This is a genomic window from Sphingobacterium sp. UME9 (genome assembly GCF_014170215.1).
GTDB classification, from domain to species: Bacteria; Bacteroidota; Bacteroidia; order Sphingobacteriales; family Sphingobacteriaceae; genus Sphingobacterium; species Sphingobacterium paramultivorum.
In genome coordinates this window covers 1,737,920-1,760,821 of sequence record NZ_LZZP01000013.1, presented here as the reverse complement: position 1 = coordinate 1,760,821, position 22,902 = coordinate 1,737,920, and the positions used below count along the sequence as shown (strand labels likewise).

The 22,902-nt window shown below is 40.3% G+C and carries 22 protein-coding genes; all 22 read left to right on the top strand.

Going from position 1 to position 22,902, the window contains the following annotated elements; translation table 11 throughout:
* The first annotated feature begins 27 nt into the window (after positions 1-27).
* The 22 genes from hutH to A9970_RS26460 all read left to right on the top strand — a co-directional run bounded on the left by hutH (position 28) and on the right by A9970_RS26460 (position 22,752).
* Complete coding sequence (hutH, locus tag A9970_RS26565) at positions 28-1,557, top strand: histidine ammonia-lyase (protein WP_182984262.1); 1,530 nt, start codon at positions 28-30, stop codon at positions 1,555-1,557.
* On the top strand, positions 1,550-2,665 hold the full coding sequence (locus A9970_RS26560; protein WP_182984261.1) for a WG repeat-containing protein: 1,116 nt from the start codon (positions 1,550-1,552) through the stop codon (positions 2,663-2,665). The genes hutH and A9970_RS26560 overlap by 8 nt, the downstream gene beginning before the upstream one ends.
* 15 nt (positions 2,666-2,680) lie before the next feature.
* Entirely contained in the window at positions 2,681-3,412 is a 732-nt protein-coding gene (gene fabG / locus A9970_RS26555) for a 3-oxoacyl-ACP reductase FabG (protein WP_182984260.1), read from the top strand.
* 4 nt (positions 3,413-3,416) lie between these two features.
* The gene (locus A9970_RS26550; RefSeq protein WP_182984259.1) at positions 3,417-4,643 is read left to right on the top strand and encodes a beta-ketoacyl synthase; all 1,227 of its coding nucleotides are present in this window, start codon (positions 3,417-3,419) and stop codon (positions 4,641-4,643) included.
* A gap of 9 nt (positions 4,644-4,652) precedes the next feature.
* On the top strand, positions 4,653-4,889 hold the full coding sequence (locus A9970_RS26545) for an acyl carrier protein (RefSeq protein ID WP_075991971.1): 237 nt from the start codon (positions 4,653-4,655) through the stop codon (positions 4,887-4,889).
* A gap of 14 nt (positions 4,890-4,903) precedes the next feature.
* Positions 4,904-5,785, top strand: a complete 882-nt coding sequence (locus A9970_RS26540; protein WP_182984258.1) for a lipid A biosynthesis acyltransferase — start codon at positions 4,904-4,906, stop codon at positions 5,783-5,785.
* A 155-nt stretch (positions 5,786-5,940) separates the two neighbouring features.
* Entirely contained in the window at positions 5,941-6,381 is a 441-nt protein-coding gene (locus tag A9970_RS26535; RefSeq protein ID WP_182984257.1) for a hypothetical protein, read from the top strand.
* A 2-nt stretch (positions 6,382-6,383) separates the two neighbouring features.
* A complete protein-coding gene (locus tag A9970_RS26530; RefSeq protein WP_083663564.1) occupies positions 6,384-6,833 on the top strand; it encodes a thioesterase family protein in 450 nt (149 codons plus the stop codon).
* Positions 6,830-7,984: a beta-ketoacyl synthase gene (locus A9970_RS26525; protein ID WP_182984256.1), complete on the top strand. Its 1,155-nt coding sequence runs from the start codon at positions 6,830-6,832 to the stop codon at positions 7,982-7,984. The genes A9970_RS26530 and A9970_RS26525 overlap by 4 nt, the downstream gene beginning before the upstream one ends.
* Positions 7,985-7,986: 2 nt before the next feature.
* Entirely contained in the window at positions 7,987-8,586 is a 600-nt protein-coding gene (locus tag A9970_RS26520) for a 3-oxoacyl-ACP synthase (protein WP_182984255.1), read from the top strand.
* Between the two features lie 3 nt (positions 8,587-8,589).
* Positions 8,590-8,847 (top strand): phosphopantetheine-binding protein, encoded by a 258-nt coding sequence (locus A9970_RS26515; RefSeq protein ID WP_075991965.1) that lies wholly within the window; start codon positions 8,590-8,592, stop codon positions 8,845-8,847.
* A gap of 3 nt (positions 8,848-8,850) precedes the next feature.
* Positions 8,851-10,032, top strand: coding sequence for a beta-ketoacyl-[acyl-carrier-protein] synthase family protein (locus A9970_RS26510; protein ID WP_182984254.1), 1,182 nt, complete (start codon positions 8,851-8,853; stop codon positions 10,030-10,032).
* Positions 10,025-11,020, top strand: a complete 996-nt coding sequence (locus A9970_RS26505; protein WP_182984253.1) for a beta-ketoacyl synthase chain length factor — start codon at positions 10,025-10,027, stop codon at positions 11,018-11,020. The genes A9970_RS26510 and A9970_RS26505 overlap by 8 nt, the downstream gene beginning before the upstream one ends.
* Entirely contained in the window at positions 11,014-11,784 is a 771-nt protein-coding gene (locus tag A9970_RS26500; RefSeq protein ID WP_182984252.1) for a polysaccharide deacetylase family protein, read from the top strand. Before A9970_RS26505 ends, A9970_RS26500 begins: the two co-directional genes overlap by 7 nt.
* A complete protein-coding gene (locus A9970_RS26495; protein ID WP_075991961.1) occupies positions 11,774-12,406 on the top strand; it encodes an outer membrane lipoprotein carrier protein LolA in 633 nt (210 codons plus the stop codon). The genes A9970_RS26500 and A9970_RS26495 overlap by 11 nt, the downstream gene beginning before the upstream one ends.
* Positions 12,387-12,998 carry a hypothetical protein gene (locus A9970_RS26490; protein WP_153847430.1) on the top strand — a complete coding sequence of 204 codons (612 nt, stop codon included), beginning with the start codon at positions 12,387-12,389 and terminating at the stop codon, positions 12,996-12,998. Before A9970_RS26495 ends, A9970_RS26490 begins: the two co-directional genes overlap by 20 nt.
* A 132-nt stretch (positions 12,999-13,130) precedes the next feature.
* A complete protein-coding gene (locus A9970_RS26485) occupies positions 13,131-13,508 on the top strand; it encodes a 3-hydroxyacyl-ACP dehydratase (RefSeq protein WP_153847429.1) in 378 nt (125 codons plus the stop codon).
* Between the two features lie 2 nt (positions 13,509-13,510).
* Entirely contained in the window at positions 13,511-14,683 is a 1,173-nt protein-coding gene (locus A9970_RS26480; protein ID WP_182984251.1) for a DUF2062 domain-containing protein, read from the top strand.
* A 1-nt stretch (position 14,684) separates the two neighbouring features.
* Entirely contained in the window at positions 14,685-18,311 is a 3,627-nt protein-coding gene (locus tag A9970_RS26475) for a 1-acyl-sn-glycerol-3-phosphate acyltransferase (protein WP_182984250.1), read from the top strand.
* Positions 18,304-19,845 carry an NAD(P)/FAD-dependent oxidoreductase gene (locus A9970_RS26470; RefSeq protein ID WP_182984249.1) on the top strand — a complete coding sequence of 514 codons (1,542 nt, stop codon included), beginning with the start codon at positions 18,304-18,306 and terminating at the stop codon, positions 19,843-19,845. The genes A9970_RS26475 and A9970_RS26470 overlap by 8 nt, the downstream gene beginning before the upstream one ends.
* Positions 19,781-21,466 (top strand): C45 family peptidase, encoded by a 1,686-nt coding sequence (locus A9970_RS26465; RefSeq protein ID WP_182984248.1) that lies wholly within the window; start codon positions 19,781-19,783, stop codon positions 21,464-21,466. The genes A9970_RS26470 and A9970_RS26465 overlap by 65 nt, the downstream gene beginning before the upstream one ends.
* Positions 21,463-22,752: a phenylacetate--CoA ligase family protein gene (locus A9970_RS26460; protein WP_182984247.1), complete on the top strand. Its 1,290-nt coding sequence runs from the start codon at positions 21,463-21,465 to the stop codon at positions 22,750-22,752. The genes A9970_RS26465 and A9970_RS26460 overlap by 4 nt, the downstream gene beginning before the upstream one ends.
* The last annotated feature ends 150 nt before the right edge of the window (positions 22,753-22,902 follow it).

Genomic DNA, 22,902 nt, shown 5'->3' with positions numbered 1-22,902 from the left:
TTTTTCAAAATTGCTACCCCATAAATCATGAGCTTACTCACCAACCATTTAGATTTAAAACAGTTTATCCAAATAACCTACGGAAACGAAAAATTGGATATCGATGACGATATTTGGGAAAAAGTAGATGCTAGCCACAATTTTCTTAAGAAATTTGCTGAAAACAAAGTAATTTATGGTGTCAATACCGGTTTTGGCCCCATGGCTCAATATCGGATTAAAGACGAAGACCGCACTAAACTTCAATACAACCTAATTCGCAGCCACGCCTCAGGAACAGGACGACTTCTCGATCCGCTTCAGGTAAAAAGCACGATTTTAGCACGCTTAAATACATTAACTCTCGGTTATTCAGGAGTCCATAAGTCCACCATTGCTTTGATGAGAGAATTGATCAACCGCGATATTTATCCAGTTATTTTTGCACACGGTGGTGTCGGTGCCAGTGGTGATCTCGTACAGCTCGCACATTTGGCCCTCGTATTAATTGGTGAGGGTGAAGTGATGTATAAAAACGAACGAATTCCAACCAAACAGGCTTTTGATGCCGAAGGCCTGGCCCCTATTCAGATTGTTCTACGTGAAGGCTTGGCACTGATCAATGGGACTTCGGTCATGACAGGGATTGGGATACTAAACTGGAACCATGCGCAAAAGGCCTTATCTTGGTCCATCAAAGCAGCCTGTGCAATCAATGAAATCGTTCAAGCTTATGACGATCATTTTTCGGAAGCGTTAAATCAAAGCAAAAAGCATCCTGGACAACAAGCTATTGCCAAAAAAATGCGCAGTCACCTTGCAAGCAGTAAGTTGATTCGAAAACGCGAGGAGCACCTATATACCGGTGAAAATCAAGAGGATATTTTCAAAGACAAAGTACAGGAATATTATTCCGTCCGTTGTGTTCCGCAAATATTGGGTCCGGTTTCGGATACCATTAACAATGTGGGCACCGTGCTTGAGCATGAACTAAATTCAGCCAACGACAATCCCATCATTGATCTAAACGATCAACATGTGTATCATGGCGGCAATTTTCATGGCGACTATATTTCACTGGAAATGGATAAACTTAAATTGGTTATGACCAAGATGACAATGCTTGCGGAAAGACAATTGAATTATCTTCTCAACAGCAAGATCAATGAGATTTTCCCGCCTTTCGTAAATTTAGGCACATTAGGGCTAAATTTTGGCATGCAGGGTGTCCAATTTACGGCAACTTCCACAACAGCGGAATCCCAAGCGCTAAGCACTTCGCTCTACATCCATAGCATTCCCAACAATAATGACAACCAAGATATTGTCAGCATGGGTACAAATGCAGCAATATCATGCAGTCAGGTCATCGAAAATTCCTTTGAAGTGCTGGCAATAGAATTTATTACTTTAGCACAGGCAATTGACCATTTAAGTTGTCAGGAAAAGTTAGCCAAAGAAACACTATCTTGGTATACGGACCTGCGTAATTTGTTTCCGGCCTTTGCCGAGGATCAAGTGATGTATCCGATCATTAAAAAAGTAAAAGAATACTTAATCAATAAAAATCATGATTAAAAGGCTCGCATTCGGCGGATTATTTATACTATCATGCACCTTCGCATCTGCGCAACAATTGGCGCGGGTACAAGAAAAGGGACTTGTCGGATTTATCAATAAAGATGGATCGTTTCAGATTACACCTCAATTCAAAAATGCTCAAGATCAATCCGAAGGAAAGATTGCTGTTTATGATGGCAGCAGATGGGGATTTGTAGATAAAGATGCGAATTATATTATCCAACCTCAATACGTCAATGCCAAATCCTTCAGTCAGGGAATGGCAATGGTGAAATCTGCAAGCGGTTGGCTTTACATTGATTCTCTCGGGCAGGAATTGAAGTCGGTCTCTAGCAAGCGGGTCTATGAATTCAATGATGGTGTTGCTTTTTATCGTGATGCGACCAATTTAGTCGGTCTCATCAACAACAAACAAGAGGTTGTGCTTCCACCAACTTATGATGTCATCCGTCCATTTAAGGATGGCTACGCTAAAGTCGCCAAAAATAAAAAATGGGGTGTCATTGACAATCAGGGAAAAGAGGTCGTCGCTCCAAATTATGATGATATCGGCGATTTTAATGTTGGATTGGTATGGGCAAAAAAACAGAACAACTGGTTTCTCGTATCTGGTCAAAAAGAAATTGCCCTCCCCGGTATTTCGAAAATCGAACATATCGAAAACTCGGACTTTATCCTTGTTCAGCAAGGAAATAAAATCGGTTTTATGGCATCGGATGGCAAATGGGTGATACCTGCAACTTATGATGATGCGCGAAATTTTCAGGAAGGCCTAGCCCCCGTGAAATTAAACGGAAAATGGGGATACATTGATACTACAGGTAAAATGGTCATCCCTACTGCCTATCAGGATGCGCTTTCCTTTTCTCCCGAAGGTCTCGCTGCTGTAAAAGAAGGCAAATGGGGCTTTATCGATAGAGATGCCAAAGTTATCATCCCCTTTCAATATGAGATTACTGCGGCGCTAACGTTTAAGAAACAGGAGAAGGGATTTATCGATGGTTTAGCGCGAGTTAAACTCAATGGCAAATGGGGATTTATTGATACCAAAGGAAACCTTTTAGGAAACAAATGGTTTGATAATGCAGAATTATTTCAAAATTAATATACATATTGAAGGATGAAATGCGCTTTAGTTACAGGTGGATCAAGGGGAATTGGCAGGGCAATTTGTCTTAAACTGGCTCAAGAATTGGGCTATCATGTGTTGATCAACTTTCAGCATAATGAAACTGCAGCATTAGAAACACTTGCTGCTATAGAAGCAAAGGGCGGTAGTGCTTCGCTTCTAAAATTCGACGTCGCAGATAAATCCGCAGTCGACGAGGCCTTATCTACCTGGGAATCGAGCCATCCCGAAGCTCAGCTTGAGGTTATCGTCAACAATGCCGGTATAGCCAAAGATGGCTTGTTTATGTGGATGCCAGCAGAAGATTGGTCCTCGGTAATCAACACAACTGTCAATGGTTTCTATCATGTTACCCAATTTTTTATACAGAAACTGTTACGCCAGCGTTATGGTCGTATCATCAATATGATTTCCGTATCCGGTGTAAAAGGTACAGCTGGTCAAACCAACTATTCGGCGGCCAAAGCGGCTTTGCTAGGTGCAACTAAAGCGCTGGCTCAGGAGGTTGCCAAACGGAATATCACGGTCAATGCTGTGGCACCTGGATTTATTCATAGTGACATGACTGCCGATATGGACGAAAAGGAACTAAAAAAACTGATTCCGGCCAATAGATTTGGAGAACCTGAGGAAGTCGCAGACCTCGTCACCTTTTTGGCTTCTTCAAAAGCAAGCTATATTACGGGGGAAGTAATCAATATAAATGGAGGAATTTATTCGTAAATCTATGGAGCAAAGAGTAGTGATCACGGGGATGGGAATATATTCCTGCTTGGGGACATCATTGGAAGAAGTAAAAGATTCTCTGCAACAAGGAAAATCAGGGATTATCTTCGATGAAGAACGAAAAACTTTTGGATTTCGTTCCGCATTAACCGGTTCAGTTCCACAACCAAATTTAAAACATGAATTGAACCGCCGCCAGCGAATATCCATTGGCGAAGAAACGGAGTATGCATATTTGGCTACGATGGAGGCCTTAAAAAATGCAGCCATTGACGAAACTTTTCTCGATGAACATGAAATTGGAATTCTCTATGGAAATGATTCGGTATCCAAAGCCATTATTGAAGCTGTTGATATTGTACGCGAGAAAAAGGATACCAGCCTGATAGGTTCCGGAGCGATTTTTAAATCAATGAACTCCACGGTAACCATGAATCTCTCCACGATATTCCGTTTAAAAGGCATTAACATGACGATATCCGCCGCCTGTGCCTCCGGATCTCATTCATTGGGACTTGGATTCAACCTGATTAAAAGTGGCATGCAAGATATGATTATCTGTGGTGGCGCGCAAGAAATCAATAAATATGCCATGGCAAGTTTTGATGGTTTAGGTGTTTTTGGAAATGATACCCTGCCGGCTACAACAGTATCACGTCCTTTTGACAAAGATCGGTCCGGATTGGTACCTTCTGGCGGCGCCGCTACAATAATTATAGAAAGTTATGAATCCGCAGTACGTAGAGGAGCCCCTATCCTAGCGGAAATCGTAGGTTATGGATTTTCATCCAACGGAGGGCATATTTCTACACCAAATGTCGAAGGACCGGCCTTGGCCATGGAACGCGCGATTAAACAAGCTGGCGTTAAACCCTCTGATATTGCCTACATCAACGCACATGCCACATCCACCCCTGTAGGCGATGCCAATGAAGCACAGGCTATTTTGCAGGTATTCGGTGAAAGCCAACCTTTTGTCAGCTCCACAAAATCTATGACAGGCCATGAATGTTGGATGGCGGGCGCCAGTGAGATCATCTATTCCAACATCATGATGTTAAATGGTTTTATGGCACCAAACATTAATTTTGAAAATCCGGACGAACATTCAGCCAAATTAAATATTGTTAAACAAACCGTATTTAAAGAATTTGACCTATATTTGTCCAATTCTTTTGGCTTTGGGGGAACTAACTCTGCATTAGTCATTAAAAAAATAAACGATTAACTTATAAAAATGATTTCTGAAAAGATTAACGAAATACTTGTTGATGAGTTTGAGGTGGATGTTGATTTAATCCAACCGAATCTAAATTTAAAAGATACATTAAATTTAGACAGTTTGGATTATGTCGATCTTGTCGTTATCATTGAGTCCAATTTTGGTGTCAAATTGGTCGAGGCCGATTTCACAAACATCCAAACCTTCCAAGACTTTTATGACCTCATCAAACGCAAGACAGCTCATAACTAAGTCAATGTTTGCCAATGAGTCAGTGGAAAGGACAATCGAAGGGTAGTGTCTTAGGATATCGAATCTTTGTATTCTGTATCCAAAAGCTAGGAATCCGTACAGCTTATCTGCTGCTGGTATTTGTAGCTTTTTATTATTTCCTGACTTCTTGGAGTAGCAACCGGTCTATCTATTTTTACCTAAGATATCGACTAAAATATTCACTTTCTTCAACGCTCATTGGACTTTACCGGAGTTACTTTACTTTCGGTCAAATCCTGATCGATAAAACAGCCATAGCTGCGGGGATGCGCAACAGATTCAGCTATGAATTTGACGGTATTGCGATTTTAAAATCCGCCTTGGAGAAAAAAAACGGTGGTATCCTGTTATCAGCACATATTGGTAACTTTGAAATCGCCTCTTATTTCCTGGAAGACATCAATATCGAGAATCAGATTAATCTGGTTATTTCGGACCGCGAACACCAAGCCATCAAATCATACTTGGCAAAAGTATCGCGTAAATCGACTGTAAAATTCATCGTTATCCAAGAAGACCTCTCCCACGTATTTGCCATCAATGAAGCACTTACAAACAATGAACTAATTGTCTTTACAGGTGATCGTTATCTAGAAGGCACAAAAACTCTTTCGGCAGATTTACTGGGCAAAAACACACAATTCCCAGCTGGTCCATTTTTAATCGCTTCCAGGCTCAGGGTTCCTGTTATTTTTGTCTATGTTATGAAAGAACCTAAGCTCCACTATCATCTCTATGCACGCGAAGTAGAAGTGAAACACCGTGACGCTCAGGGCTTACTGCAAACCTATTGTCAGTCGCTAACCTATATGATCAAAAAATATCCAATGCAGTGGTTTAACTTCTACGATTTCTGGAAGGACTATTCCCAATAAACATCCACAGTTCTGTTTACAATATTTATCTGAAGGAACAAAAAAACAACACAGCAGAGGTGCTGTGCTAAAATCGATCAAAAGCAATTTTGCGCTACTTGAAACCTATGATTTTATCTTTTAATTAGTAACTTTGAAGGAACTTTTTTAGACAAATGACAGATGCCCCATTTCCAATAGTCGATAACATATTTTTACAGAATTTATTACCTCATCGTGCTCCGATGGTTATGATTGACTGCCTATACGATTTCACCGAAAAGACAGTGGCAGCAGGTTTAACTGTTCAAGAAGATAATATTTTTGTGGAAGATGGTATATTATTGGAAGCAGGTATTATTGAGCACATGGCGCAATCCATTGCTTTACATACTGGTTACAGCTTTTATATCAAACAACAAACTGCACCTATAGGTTATCTCGGTACAATAAAAAGTATTTCAATAGATTCCTTCCCTCAGGTCGGAGAAAAATTGCTGACTAAAGTAACGATTCTACAAGAGTTTATGGGGGTTACACTCGTTTCCGTAGAAAGCTTTGTCGGAGATCGACAGATCGCTCAAGCTGAAATAAAAAGTGTAATAGCTTCTTCATGATTATGGCAAAAAATAAACGAACTGAACAAGTCAATCAGATTACTTGGACAAGCCCCTTACGTATACGTTTCAATGAAGTCGATTCGTTGGGGATAGTTTGGCATGGCCATTACATCAGTTATTTTGAAGATGGCCGAGAATCTTTCGGCATGGAACATGGACTGACCTATCTAGATATTCATGGCCATGGTTATACAACACCGATCGTGAAGAGTACCTGCGAACATAAACTCCCATTAAAATATGGTGACAATGCACGTATTGAAACATCCCTATTGGATACCAAAGCAGCAAAGATTATTTATCGTTACCGCATCCTAAATGACAACAATCAGGTTGTCTGCCTAGGTGAAACGATCCAGGTATTTTTAGATTCTTCAGGAAACTTACAATTGTATACGCCGGACTTTTTTCAGCAATGGAAAAATCGGCTTGATTTTGTCAGCAAATGAAAAAGGTATATTTAGGCCCATACAATTGTGTATCCCCCATAGGTAATAATCTGGCAGACACTTGGAATGCCCTTGTTAGCGGCAAATCAGGAATCAAGTTGACCGATTATGCTGAATTGCATGGAGACGTTTACGCCGCTATTGTTGAAGAAGAACAATTGGATCAGCATTTAAACAAATTGCTGCAGGACACGCAGCTCCCCTTCGATGCGGCATTCTCAAAACTAGAAAAGCTCATGATAGCCGCATTAGTACCTCTTGTCAAAGCAGTTGTTATTACACAAGAGACTGAATTAATCGTCTCAACAACCAAGGGCAATATCGCGCAATGCGCAGGCGGAGCAAACGATATTGTTGCTGCAAGCCTTCCCGTACTGGCTCAAAGAATAGCCGATTTTTTTGGTTTTAAACGGCCTCCGATAATCATTAGCAATGCCTGTGTATCGGGTCTACAGGCCATCTCGACCGCTAAACGACTTATACAGATGGATTATTGTAAAGATGCCATTATCGTTGCTGGAGACCTGGTCAGTGAATTTGTCGTTTCAGGATTTAAGTCTTTTCAGGCCCTAAGTAACACGGTCTGTAAACCCTATGACGAGTCTAGACAGGGCTTAAATCTCGGCGAAGCAGCGGCAGCAATTCATGTCACCGGCCAACAATTAACAGATCAAGAATTCTTTATCGCCGGCGAAGCCTCAATCAACGACGCAAATCACATTTCAGGACCATCACGTACAGGCGAAGGACTGAGACTTAGCATCGCATCTGCATTGGCCGAAGCCAAATTAGAGCCAAAATCTGTTGATTTTATTTGTGCACATGGAACAGCCACAATTTACAACGATGAAATGGAAGCTGTGGCCATACATCATTCCGGATTAGCCACTAAACCGATCAATAGCTTAAAAGGGTACTTCGGTCATACCTTGGGAACCGCTGGGCTCATCGAGAGTATTATTTCCTTGGAATGCTTACGAAATAATTTACTACTCCCCAGTTTAGGCTATCAAAAACAAGGTACTTCATTACCTCTAGCGGTTGTTACTGAACTATTGGAACAACCCCAACCTCTTATTCGCTGCTTAAAAACAGCATCGGGATTTGCTGGCACAAATACAGCCGTATTATTTGAAAGGGAGTTACGATAAGCATGGAACAACACTATCAAATCAGCAGGCATTGCCGCATCGATACACAAGGCGTATATGTTAATGGTGAACAGATTTCAGCAGCAATATCCTCAGATTTTGCTACTTTTTCAAAAGCATTTTACTATTCACTAGAAACGATTTACCCGAAGTTTTTCAAGATGGATAACCTCAGCAAATTAGCTTGGCTAGGAGCTGAATTACTATTGAAAGAGGAAAAAACAAAGAATATCGGCATTGTCTTGTCGAATAGGCACAGTAGCCTTGATACCGACTTAAAGCACCTCAATACCATCGCAGACAAGGAGCAGTACTATCCCAGTCCTGCTATATTTGTATATACCCTGCCCAATGTCTGTATGGGTGAAATTGCGATTAGGCATAACCTGCAAACGGAAAATATCTTTTTTGTTTCAGCGCAATTCGACAGTCAACTTGCAGTAAATTACTGCAATTACCTCTTAAATTCCAGCAGAGTGGAAAAGGTACTATGCGGTTGGGTCGATTATATGGAAGGAAACTATAAATTGGTTTTGTATCTTGTGGAAAAAACAGGCATTGTAGCACATAATTTAAATGTCGTAAGACAACTAACACGATAAAGAATGGAAGAGTTGAAATCGGAATTAAAAACGAAAATCATTGAAGCCTTAAACTTAGAAGAAGTCACTGTAGATGAAATTGAAGATCAGGCGCCATTATTTGGAGATGGCCTAGGACTAGACTCTATTGATGCATTGGAGCTGACTGTTTTATTGGATAAGGATTATGGTATTAAAGTTACTGATCCAAAAATCGGAAAGACTATTTTTCAATCCATTGAAACATTGGCAACCTATATTTCAGAAAATAGAACGAAATAAAACATGAAAAATGCTATTGCTGTTACTGGAATGGGCATGATTACCGCCATTGGAAATGATGTTGCGCAAAACTATCATTCTTTGCTCCAGAAACAGCATGGTATCAAACCGCTTCAACATATCTCGGGAAAACATCAACATCACACGCTTGTTGGTGAAGTGTCGTTAACGAACGAAGCATTAATTGAAAAATTAGGTACTGAAGTACCTGACTATTGTTCCCGAACCAGCCTACTTGCCGCAATTGCGGCAAAAGAAGCCATGTCTCAGGCTGGTATTACAGCAGCAGCTGATATGCCAATTGTTCTGGGGACTTCCGTTGCAGGAATGGATATTTTTGAACAGCATTTCCCGCGTTTACAACAGACCGGCACACTCATACAACGCCGGGATGTTGGGGATTCAAGTGCCATATTGGCCAAAATATTGGGCAGCAATGGTTATGTGACGGCTATTAGTACAGCATGTTCCTCGGCAGCTAATGCCATAGGCTTTGGGGCTCGACTTTTGCGCTCGGGACGCGCAGATCGGGTTTTAGTAGGCGGATCGGATGCGCTATCAAAATTTACAATCAATGGATTTGACAGTTTAATGCTTCTGTCCGACCAACTTAATCGCCCCTTTGACAGCAATAGAAAGGGGTTAAACTTGGGTGAAGGTGCAGGTTTCTTAGTACTTGAATCTACAAGATCCTTAAAAAACACAAAGAAACCCATATTAGGTTACCTGAACGCTTTCAGCAACGCCAATGATGCCTTTCATCAAACCTCAACTTCAGATAACGGTGAAGGTGCTTATCTCGCTATGCAAGAGGCTCTAAAAATGGCAGAGTTGATACCGAGCGAAATTGATTATATCAATGCGCACGGAACGGCGACCGAAAATAATGATCGAACAGAAGCAACAGCGATACAGCGATTATTTAACGATACGATACCGCCCTTTAGTTCAACCAAATCATATACTGGACACACATTGGGAGCTTCAGCCGGTATTGAGGCAATATATGCACTACTCGCCATTCAGCATCAACTAGCCTTTGCTAATTTAAGATTTGAAAATACCATGGAACAGCCTGCGTTGCCGCCGCTCGCTGAACACCAGCGTATGGATATCCGGCATGTACTCAGCAATTCCTTTGGATTTGGCGGCAATTGTTCAAGCTTAATTTTTTCGCATGCATAAAGTATATATTAATGCCGCAAGCATATGCGTTAACAACCTTAGCCTACCAAATAGTCCAGAAAATTGGATCAAGGTTGATCTACCTAAAATAGACAGTAAGATCCTATCGCCCAACAGAGCAAGGCGAATGTCCAAAGCTGTAAAAATGGGAATTATATGTGCTATGGAAGCACTGCAACAGATTGATCACAGTGAGCTGGACGGTATCCTCGTTGGAAGTGGAAAAGGCTGTCTAATAGACTCCGATAAATTCTTACAATCCATTGTTGTTCAACAAGAAGAGTTTTTGTCACCGACTGCATTTATCCAGTCGACGCACAATACCGTTGCCGGGCAAATTGCCCTTTTGATCAAAAATATAGGTTATAATATGACCTATTCACAGGGCCGTGTATCATTTGAATCGACCGTATTTGATGCCTACCTACAACTTGTGCTGAACGAACGGAAAACTTTATTGGTCGGTGCCGTTGACGAACTTTCAGACATCAGTATCGACATCAGCGAGAGCATAGCGAATACAACAGATCAACCGATAACAACAGGAATCCCGCAGACGGAAGGTGCCGGTTTCTTTATTTTCTCCAATCAAAAGAATCAACATACCCTTGGCGAATTGGTTGACATGGTAATTTATCATCCAACAGAAGAGCTACGGCCAGAAACTCAACTAGCTGCATTTCTAAAAAAAAACAAGCTATCTGCCGAGCAGCTTGACTTGGTCATTTATGGTTCGGCAAAGCCGGAAACCCCATCGGAAATGGAGGCTGAGGCCTTCAACGAGTTAGCTAAAATAAATTATCAATCGCAGGTAGGATACTTTGACACAGATATTGTATTTGCATTCGATTTGGCTTTAAAGCAATTGGATAATCAAACCTTTCGATCGATGGAGAGTCCAACTGAAAATAAGATCGGTGTTTTTCAACATATACTGATTTGTAATTTTGGAGACCAAAACAGTCTAATGCTGTTATCGAGATGCTAAATTTTAAAAACACAACATACGTGAGTCTTGCCCTTTTTCTGATGACGGTATTCATCTGGAAAAACGATCAACTGTATTCTCCTTTGATTATTGTGCTGATTCTGTATGTTGGAATAGTTTCCTGGGGAGCATTTGATCTCCGTCTAAATTTCTTTATGCAATCGACAACATGCGTAAGAAAAAATGTGCGGCAAGTTGCGATCACTTTTGATGACGGTCCTACGCCTTTTACCTTGGAAATATTAGACTTACTGGATCAATATCAAGCAAAAGCCAGTTTTTTTTGTATTGGCACACAGGTAGTCAAGTATCCCATGATAGCGAAGCAAATTATTGAAAGGGGCCATGTCATTGCCAATCATAGCATGAATCATCCCAATAAGATGGGGTTTCTGCCAAGCGGACAAGTTGTTGCAGAGATAAATGAAGCTAATCATGCCATTGAAACAGCAACAGGAAAAAAAGTATTGCTTTACAGGCCTCCATTTGGTGTCAGCAATCCACATATTGCAAAAGCATTGCACGATTGCAAGTTGAAATCCATTGGTTGGAACATCCGCTCGTTGGATACTTTAAGTCTAACTGAAGATCAGATTTTTGCACGCATTGCAAAAAAACTAAGTCCCGGCAGTATTATTCTCTTACATGATACATCCGAGAAAACAGTACATGTCGTTAAAAGTTTATTAATAGCATTAAAGGTTAACAAATTAGAAGCCGTAAATTTGGAAGATTTCTTAAATCAAAAAGTATATGAAAACTAAGCTCATTCTACTCCTTGTTTCTGTATTTCACATTGCGCTGACCAAAGCACAAGAAACAGCTATGTCAAGCGCTGAAATAACTAGTTTTAAACAAACCGTTGTAGCGGAAGCACAAAAAATAAAAACCTTAAAAACAGATTTTGTCCAATATAAGCACTTGGATTTTCTTTCTAAAGAGATTACCTCCAGTGGATCCATGTTATTGAAAAATCCAAACAAGCTGCTTTGGAAATACAATACACCGATCCAATATGGTATTCTTTTTAAAGACAATAAAGTATTGGTAAATGATCAAGGTAAAAAAAATAAGGTCGACCTTGGCAACAATAAAAAGTTCGAGAAAATCAATAAAATGATTATTGGCAGCATTAGTGGAGATCTTTTTGCTGCCGACGACTTTACGATCACCTTTCACAAAAATCGAAATCAACGCATAGCTAAGCTTTCACCTAAAACAAAAGAGCTATCGGCTTATATTCAAACGATCGTATTGTATTTTAATGATCAACAATCTACAGTTTCGGAAGTCCAGTTGATAGAACCGTCTAAAGATTATACAAAAATAGTTTTCAAAAACAAGCAGATCAACCAACCAATCAGCGATGCGTTATTCAGTTTTTAGTCTGTTACTTTTGGTTCTTCTGACAGGATGTAAGGTTTACTACCCAAATGGTAAACAAAACTATGGTGCAATCGACACTCTTGTTCAAAACCCCTATTTCGCCAGGTTAAATGAAGAGCGCTTATATCGGGCTACAATTCGCTTTTATGGAAAAGAGATGACAGGAATGTTTGTCGCCAAAAGAATCAGTCAGGACGATCATCGTATTGTACTTACCTCTGATCTGGGGAATACCTTATTTGATATAACGATTTCCAAAGACCAACATCTGGTCAATTATGTCATGCAAGATCTCGACAGAAAGATAATCCTTCACACCTTAGTGAGGGATTTCAGAGCTTTAACACAAACAACTTATAGAGCTGATTATCAAAACTCAATAGCCAATCAATTTTTAAGCATCTATAACGGCAAACGATATTTTCTTAAGATAGATGACCAAGGCACTTTAACCAAAATCGAAATGGCATCCAAGTACAAAACAGCTTTTGAAATTCAATTCAAACCAGATTCTCTGGGGAAACTTGACAGCTTTAATATAAAACATCATGGTATCAAGCTAAAAATGGATTTTGTAAATATTCCATTTTAAGCGACATGATACATAAGGCTAGATATAAAAAATAAACAAAGCCGTATTTCCACTATATTAAGTTCTTCAATTACTTTTATTATGCTATGCTATTATATTGCATATAAAAGGTAATTTATCTAAGTTTGAAACATGGTTTTAACAGACTTTTATACGATACACAATAGTCAGGTACGTGAAGATGGGAAATATTTAATTGAGATAGGTATTCATCCCGATCATCCGATTTTTAACGGGCATTTTCCGGGGCGACCAGTAACACCAGGTGTATGTATGTTACAGATCATAAAAAATATAACCGAAGATTTACTGCAGGCAAAACTCCGTATGCGGTCTGCCAAAAACATTCGTTTTTATGCCATTATAGATCCTTCCGTTCATCCCATCCTGACATTGGAATTGGCGGTTCAAGAAACCGAAACCATACAGATCAAGGCCAATTGTTCTTTCGATGATACCCTTGCACTTAAAATGGAACTCAATTTTTGCCGCACTTATCCTGTTGTATAACCATGATCAATTCGCCAAGCTTCAGCCAATCTGTTATTCCTACAGCTGTATGTGTACTCATACCCACCTACAACAATGCTAAAACGCTAAAAAGAGTTTTAGATGGGGTTTTGGCCTATACCACACAGATTATTGTAGTCAATGATGGTTCGACGGATGCAACAGCAAAGATTTTAGCAAATTACCCTTCCATTACGGTGCTGCACCTGGAAAAGAATTCAGGTAAGGGCAAAGCTTTACGAATAGGGTTTGATACGGCAAGAAAACAGGGATTTCAGTATGCAATCACCATCGATTCGGATGGGCAACATTTTCCCGATGACATTCCAACTTTTATAGACGCACTCAACCAAAGTGACGGAAATATTTTATTGATTGGTGAGCGCCAAATGGATCAAGCCGGCATACCAAAAAAAAGCAGTTTCGGTAATAAGTTTTCCAATTTTTGGTTTTGGTTTGAAACAGGGATAAAACTTGCTGACACGCAATCAGGATACAGACTTTACCCTCTTGACCGCATACCTAAAAAACTATATACCAACAAATTTGAGCTAGAAATTGAAGTAATTGTACGCTCAGCATGGAAAGACATTGCCGTGAAGAATGTACCGATCAAGATACTTTACGATCCGACAGAGCGAGTTTCGCATTTTAGACCATTTAAGGACTTCACACGAATTAGCATCCTTAACACCTTCTTAGTTTTGATTAGTCTACTCTATATATTTCCAAGAGACGCTTTTCGAAGTTTCAAAAAAAAAAGCTTTAAGGATTTTCTAAAAGAAGATATTCTAGGAGCACACGATTCGGATTTTATTAAATCCATTTCGATTGCATTGGGTGTGTTTATTGGGATTGCCCCCTTGTGGGGATTTCAGTCTTTTTTATCAATTTTTCTCGCCTCTGTCTTTAGGCTTAATAAAGGTCTTTGTTTTGCCTTTTCAAATGTCAGTATCCCCCCTATGATCCCATTGATTATTTGGGGATCGATACAAACAGGAAAGTTATTTATATCCAGTGCTAAACCTTTGTTGGATTATAGCCACATCGATTTTCAAGCTATATCCGACCATTTTTTACAATATATACTGGGTAGTCTCGCTTTGGCTTTAGTGGCTGCAGTCCTGTTTGGACTTTCCTCTTTTACACTATTGCGGTTTAATCAACGACGTTAATATGCAGCATTATTTTTATCAGCTTTATCTATTTTTCAAGAAGAAACCTTATATCGCCTGGTTAGTTGCCCTGCTCTTTTTGGTCGCAACAGGATATTTCGCGCTAAAACTAAAATTTGAAGAAGATATTACACGGATTATACCTCAAAATGAACGGACAAATGAGGTTGCCAAAATATTGACCCAACTTAAATTTTCGGATAAAATAAGTGTCATTATTGAACGGGAAAAAGATGCTTCAATTGACGATATGGTTGAAATGGCTAATTCCTTTTCCGATAGCATCGTATCGCTTGCCCCCTACTATCATAGTATACAAGGGCAAATTAGTGATGCGGAAATGGAAAGTACCATGCAGTTTGTATACCAGCATTTGCCGACATTATTGGACGAGAACGATTACAAAACCATAGCAAGCCACCTGCCAGGTGATAGCATAGCGCAAGTAATTGAAGCCAATTATGCTGCATTAATTTCGCCTACGAGTATCGTTGCAAAATCTTTTATACAACGAGATCCCCTAGGGATTGGCTTTATGGCGCTTAAAAAATTCCAAAAGCTCAGTATTGCCGGCGATTTTCAACTTTACAATGGCTACATTATTACAAAAGATTCAAGCAAGCTGTTATTGTTTATTAATCCCAAATATTCAGGCTCGGAAACAGCGCATAATGCGATTTTCGTCGACAGGCTTGACAAAATGAAAAGTGAGTTAAACGAGGTCTACTTAAAAAAAACAAAACTTAGCTACTTCGGATCATCTTTGGTTGCTGTCGCCAATGCAAAGCAAATCAAAACAGATATCCAAACGACCATCCTTATCTCGATGAGTTTATTGATGCTTATTTTGATTCTCTTTTACAAGAAAGTGCAAATTCCGGTCATCATCTTTATTCCCTCGCTTTTTGGGGCTTTACTAGCACTCGCATTTCTTTATTTTCTGCGGGGTACAATATCTGCTATCTCAATCTCCATTGCTGCAGTATTAATTGGCATTACCATAGACTATGCGCTGCATATCATGACGCATTTCAAGCAAACTCAGGATATCAAACACCTCTATAAAGAAATCACTAAGCCAATCTTGATGAGTGCGGGCACTACAGCCGTTTCTTTTCTTTGCCTACTCTTCGTCAATTCGGAGGCCTTAAAAGATTTGGGAATATTTGCGTTCATTGCCATCCTATTCTCGGGAATATTCTCTTTGATTCTTATCCCTCATATCTATAAACCGAATATAAAAACCTCGGATGATAAAAACCATCTCATCGATCGGATTTCCGCATTCAGTTTTGAACGGAATAAACCCTTACAAATATTCAGCTACCTGTTGTTGATAGTGAGCTTGTTTACCTTTTGGAAAGTCGGATTCAACAAAGATTTATCTGCACTAAATTTCTTCCCAAAAGAACTGCAAGAAGCCGAATACAAACTTGAAAATTCAGCACAACAGCAAAATAAGTCGCTATTTCTGATAAACTATGGTAACAATATCGACCAGGTTCTTTCAGCTAATTCTGTATTGTATAGCAGATTACAACAAGATACAGGCATGATCGCTATCAATTCCATTGGTGAAATTGTTCTATCGAAAAAGGATCAGGAGGCGAAAATTGCCCAGTGGAATTCCTTTTGGACAGATGTCCGTAAAACGGAAATCCGCGAGAATCTTATCCGTTCTAGCGCTGCTTTTGGTTTCAAACCAACTGCTTATCAAGCTTTCTTCTCCCTTTTGGATCAAAAATTTTCGACAGTCACATGGGATGATTATCAGAAACTCAACAATGGAATATTGAGCGAGTATATCAGTTCCAAAGATGGCTTTTTCACCGCAAATACCATTGTAAAAACGGCAGAAGGAAACCGGGAAAAATTGATTAAGCAGTTCAATAATGGCAGCACCGTTGTCATTGATCGCAAAGAAATGAATGAAACCTTTTTGGGACAGCTGGTCAATGACTTCAACACCTTGGTCAATTATAGCTTTGTAGCCATATTTGTTATTCTTTGGTTGTCATTTCGCCGCATCGAGCTGACATTGATAAGCATGGTACCTATTGTGTTAACAGGCTTGGTTACGGGGGGCCTCATGGGCCTGTTTCACCTCGAATTTAATATTTTCAGTACCATTGTCTGCACACTTGTATTCAGTCACGGTGTAGACTTTGCCATATTTATGACCGCAGCCCTGCAAAAAGAATACAGTACCGGCAAAGATGAAATGCCTATGTACCGCACGTCTATTCTACTTGCCGTATTAACGACAATTTTAGCCATCGGTGCCTTAATTTTCGCTAAACACCCGGCATTAAGGTCCATTTCAGCAGTTTCCCTACTCGGTGTTACAGCAGCAGTTTTAAACACTTTTGTTCTTTATCCGCTCGTTTTTAGGTTTGTATTTCGCCGCAGGCCTTCCCAAGGCTTATCTCCCCTTAGTTTGCGTCTGCGCTTGATTTCAGCGTTTTCGTTCAGCTACTATATCATCGGAAGTATGCTTTCAGGTCTTCTCTTTAGTTTGATCTCTAATAGAGCTTGGATGACACGCGTAATGTCTCGTTTTGGAGACTCTGTATTGAAGTCCAACCCTTTTGTCAAGAAACAGCAATTCAACGCGCACGACGAAGACTTCAAAAAACCCGCGATTATTATAGCCAATCACAATTCGCTATTAGATACACTTCTTATTGGGCGTTTATTGCCAAAGTGCGTATTTGTTACGAACGAATGGGTCTACAAATCACCAGTCTTTGGCCGTGTGGTTAGGCGTGCAGGTTTTTTAATGCTCGACGACGATTTAGAAAAATCGAAAAACATCTTAAAGCAACGTATCGATGCTGGGTATTCGATTGCGATCTTTCCAGAAGGAACGCGATCGGCAACAAATGATGTACAACGATTTCACAAAGGCGCATTCTATATTGCCGAACAGCTGCAGTTGGATATACTCCCTATTTATATACACGGTGCTGCCGATGTTTGTCCAAAAGGAGATTTTGTCATTTATGATGGAACACTCAGTACGGTCATAGGCGAAAGAATTCGACCTACCGACCAACAGTTTGGGGATAATTATTCTGCACGCTGTAAAACAATCAGTCGCTTATTCAAACAACAGTTCGCTGAAATCAGAAAGCAATTTGAGGGTCCGACTTACTTTAGAGAAAAAATAAGCTTAAACTATCGGTATAAAGAAACGGAAATCGAAAAATTAAGCCTAAATGATTTTGACCTTCATCAGGAGTCTTATGCAACCTGGAATAATTTCATTGCAGCAAATGCAAAAATTTTGCATATTGGAAACGATTTTGGTCATATTGATTTTTTGTTGACCATGCAACAGGCGCAGCGACAGGTAGAGACTTATATCCGTGATCCTGAAAAACGTGCTATTGCGGGCAATACGTATCTAAAGCATAAACGTAAATTGACTTATCTAAATCAGCCGACCGAAACCACATTACGTTTCGATGTACTGATCTGGGGCAGCAACGATGAAAAGGTTGAAATCAGCGATTCGATACATACTATTGTATGTTATGATTTCCTAGAAAAGCCGCATTACATTGGTTTTGAAGAAGTATTTAAAGATCAATACAGTTGCGTATTAAAAAGAAGAACGAATGGATAAAGTCTACGATAGCGTCATCATTGGTTCAGGGCTAGGAGGCCTTGTTACCGCAGTTCTCCTTGCTAAATTTGGACGCAAAGTATGTGTCATTGAAAAAAACAATCAATATGGTGGCAATCTGCAGACTTTTGTGCGAGACAAAGAAATCTTAGACACAGGGGTACATTACATTGGTGGTTTGGGTGAAGGTGAAAACCTATATAAATATTTTGAGTATTTGGGGATTATAAAGGATCTATCGATCCAACGCATGGGAATCGATGAATATGATCGAATTTCATTTGATGGAAATCCGATCAATTATCCGCATGCACAAGGATATGAAAATTTTGTGCAACAATTGCTTCATTACTTTCCTGAAGAAAAGCAGGCCTTAACCGTATATTGTGAGAAGATACAGGACATCTGTAATTCATTTCCTATGTATAATCTCCGCAAAAGTTTTGGATTCAATGAGGCTGTACTCGGTATTTCATTGAAGTCTTTTTTAGACGATTTGACCGATAACGAACTCCTTAAGGCTGTACTCGTCGGTTCGAACTTCCTTTATGTTGCAAAAGCAGAAAGTACACCACTCTATGTACATGCGCTTACCATAAACTCCTATATTCAGTCCGCTTGGCGTTGTGTAAATGGCGGTAGCCAAATTGCCAAGTTATTGATCCGCCAATTGCGCAAATATGGTGGTGACATCGTCAAAAATAAAGAAGTCATTGCTGTAGAAATGGACGATCAGCTGATCAAAGCAGTACGCACCGATGACCAGCAGCTGATTTATGCAAAGGAGTTTGTTTCGAATATCAATCTCCGGCATACCTTTGCCATGCTGCCTGAAAGATTTCAAAAGCAAGCTTATGTCAAGCGTATACAAGGCTTACCGTTGAGCCCTTCGGTTTTTTCCGTTTACATTGTTTGTAAAGAAGGTTATATCCCCTATCAAAATTATAATATTTACCATTATAAAAACATCGCTTCCGTTTGGTATAATCAGGAGCAATCTCCCTTAGTCGTTTCCATGAGTTGTAACAGCGAAAATCAACGCTATTGTAGCACGATGACCGTGATGTGTTATATGACTGCGGACGAAGTGCAACAGTGGAATGAGACTTTCAATCGGTCCATTATCCAGCAGTTAAGCAGCCGTGGTGAAGAGTATGAAGCCTTTAAAGCTGCGAAGGCTGCAGAAATTATCGAAGAACTCCAACACTTGTTTCCGAATATTAAAGCTGCCGCTCAATCTGTTCACACGTCCAGTCCATTAAGCTACCGTGATTTTATCGGGGCCGAGGAAGGTAATATGTATGGCTATTTGAAAGAATACAAGCATCCGTTGAATAGCTTAATTTCCACGAAGACAAAAGTCAAGAACTTGTTTCTGACAGGCCAAAATGTCAAGATGCACGGTGTATTGGGGGTTACAATTACAGCCTTCTCCTGTTGCTTAATGATGCTTGGAAAAGAATTTGAAGATGATCTATTTAAAGAGAATGATGAAAAAGTATTGGTTGGCGATTTGGATAGCATCACTATTTAGCTCTTGTGCGCTAAATGGCGCCCTGAAAGAAAAAGCTAAATTCGAACAGCAGACGATTCCGACATTAAGGTTGGCCGACTCTACGGACAATTATCTCAGCATAGACAGTAACTTCCTATTTCATAACGCACAAGGTTTATGGGAACTCTACGTCAGCGGTAACCCGATGGAACTTGGATTAAAAACGGGTATACTGACACAATCGCTTTATGCCTACCAAGAAAAGGCTTTCTTTTCTAAAATTCAAGAGTTTATCCCTTCTCAGCGCAAGCAGAAATGGATGATGAAATTGACTAAAGTCTATAATCGAAACATCCATAAATATATCCCGATAGCGTATAGAAAAGAGATTTTTGGATTGTCACGGTATGCTTCTCCCCGCTACGACTCCCTTATGGATCCCTATCAGCGGAATCTTTTTCTTCATGGCGCCCATGACTTGGGTCATGCCTTCCAGGACCTCGCTTTGGTTGGCTGTTCTTCCTTAGCGGCATGGGGACCAAAGTCTGCGGATGGCGAACTCATTATCGGGCGAAATTTTGACTTTTATGCGGGCGACGATTTTAGTCACAACAAATTAATCACTATTGTGAAACCCGATTCTGGTTATTCATTTCTTTCCGTGGGTTGGGCAGGCATGATTGGTGTCGTCTCCGGCATGAACAGTGCTGGCCTGACAGTTACACTCAATGCAGGAAAATCGTCTATTCCTTGGGCCGCAAAAACGCCTATATCTATTGTTGCCCGAGAAATACTCCAATATGCCCGAAATTTTAAGGAAGCGATCGCCATTGCAAAAAAACATCCTATTTTTATTTCAGAATCACTTATGATCGGTTCTGCAGATGAAGACCGTGCCATCTTAATTGAGATGTCGCCACATAAATTTGCTGTTTTTGAATCAGACAATGCAAATTACCTGCTATGCACAAATCATTTTCAGAGCAGTACCTATCAATCCGATAAGCGCAATCAAAAACAGATTGAAGAAAGCCACAGTGTTTATCGACACCAACTGCTGACAGAGCAGTTGCAACAGCAGGATAAGCTTACTGCCCCTAAAGTTGCGGCTATACTAAGAGATCGCAATGGACTAAAAAATAAGGAAATAGGCTATGGCAATGAAAAGGCCTTAAATCAGCTCTTGGCTCATCATGGCGTCATTTTCCAACCAAAAAAACGCCTTGTATGGATCTCAGCCACCCCCTATCAGCTTGGGGAATTTGTCTGTTACGACTTAAATAAAATCTTCGACAACAAGGCACATCGGCCAGCTTCTACATTGGCCAATACAGCATTGAATATTCCTCAAGATACGTTTTTAAATACTAAAGCCTACCGCGATTATGAGGAATACCGTAAACGAGATCGAATAATAGACCACAAACTGAAGTCTGACCAAGAAATTACTGAATCGGAATGGCAGGAATATCAAAAGCTCAATCCCCTGTTTTGGGCAGTCTATTACAAGAGAGGAACGTATTATTTTGAGCGAAAGCGCTATGAAGAAGCACTAAAGCAATTGCAACAGGCCGACTCCTGCGAAGTGACCACTTTGGTTGACCGCAAAAACATTGCTTCATATATTCATAAAATTGAGAAGAAAGGAGATAATCGATGATCCCAACGATAGAACAAGCCAGTCTTGAAGAAATAACCCATTATCAAGATGAAAAGCTAATATATGTTTTAAACTATTTGAATACACATTCAACTTACTACAAACGTCTTTTTCAACGTGAAGGAGTTGACTTACAACGCATCCGCGGTGTTCAGGATCTCCCCCTTCTGCCGACGACTTCCAAAGAACAGCTGCAGCAGTTTAACTGGGATTTTCTGTGCGTCCCCGAAGAGGAGATTGTCGACTTCTCCACAACTTCCGGTACACTGGGGACACCTGTTGTATTTGGATTAACAGACGCAGACCTAGAGCGTCTCGCTTATAATGAGATGATTTCCTTCCAACGGGTAGGTATTAAAAAAGGCGACCGGGTACAAATTATGACGACCCTGGATCGTCGTTTTATGGCGGGATTAGCTTACTTTCTTGGACTCCGTAAAATTGGAGCCGGAATACTTCGTATTGGGGCTGGCATACCACAAATGCAATGGGATTCAATCCAGCAGTTTAAACCCAAATTTCTTGTCGTCGTCCCCTCCTTCCTGCTCAAAATGATTGCTTATGCCGAAGAACATAACATCGACTACAACAGCAGCTCTGTAAAGGTCGCCATTTGTATCGGTGAAAATCTTAGAACTGCGGAACTGCAGGACAACCAACTGGCAAAACGAATTCAGGAAAAATGGAATATTGCCCTCTACTCCACTTATGCCTCCACCGAAATGAGCTCAGCATTCACAGAATGTGAAGCTTTTGCCGGTGGTCACCAACATCCAGCATTAATCATTACCGAAATATTGGACGATAATGACCATCCTGTACCCGATGGTCAACTGGGAGAATTAGTTGTCACAACCTTAGGAATAGAGGCTATGCCCCTTTTGCGCTATAAAACTGGCGATATGGTCAGACGGCATGCTGGCCCTTGCACATGTGGTCGGAACTCCTATAGAATAGGCCCTGTTGAAGGCCGGAAACAGCAGATGATTAAGTATAAGGGTACGACGCTGTTTCCCCCGGCTATGTTTGATGTATTGGCCAGCTACACCGCAATTGAACATTATCAGATCGAGATCTCCAGCACTGCAGTCGGTACAGACGACATTCGGATTTTAATATCCTCCAAACAACAAAACAGCGCATTATTAAAAGAAATTAAAGATAGTTTTCAGGCGAAACTGCGCGTAATTCCCAATGTGGAGTTCGAGCGCGAAGAAATTTTGATCAGCCGGATTTATAATCCGCTCAGCAGAAAACCCATTTATCTGGTGGATAAAAGGGAATAGTAAGTAGCCCACAGTACTACCATCCGAATGCTAAGCATTCATATACAAATCATTAGCCCCAGTGTAAAAAAACAGAGAATTGACGAGTGTGAAACATAAAAATGCTGACGACAAAAGGCATTAAAAATAGTCTGCTAAAAGATTGAATTT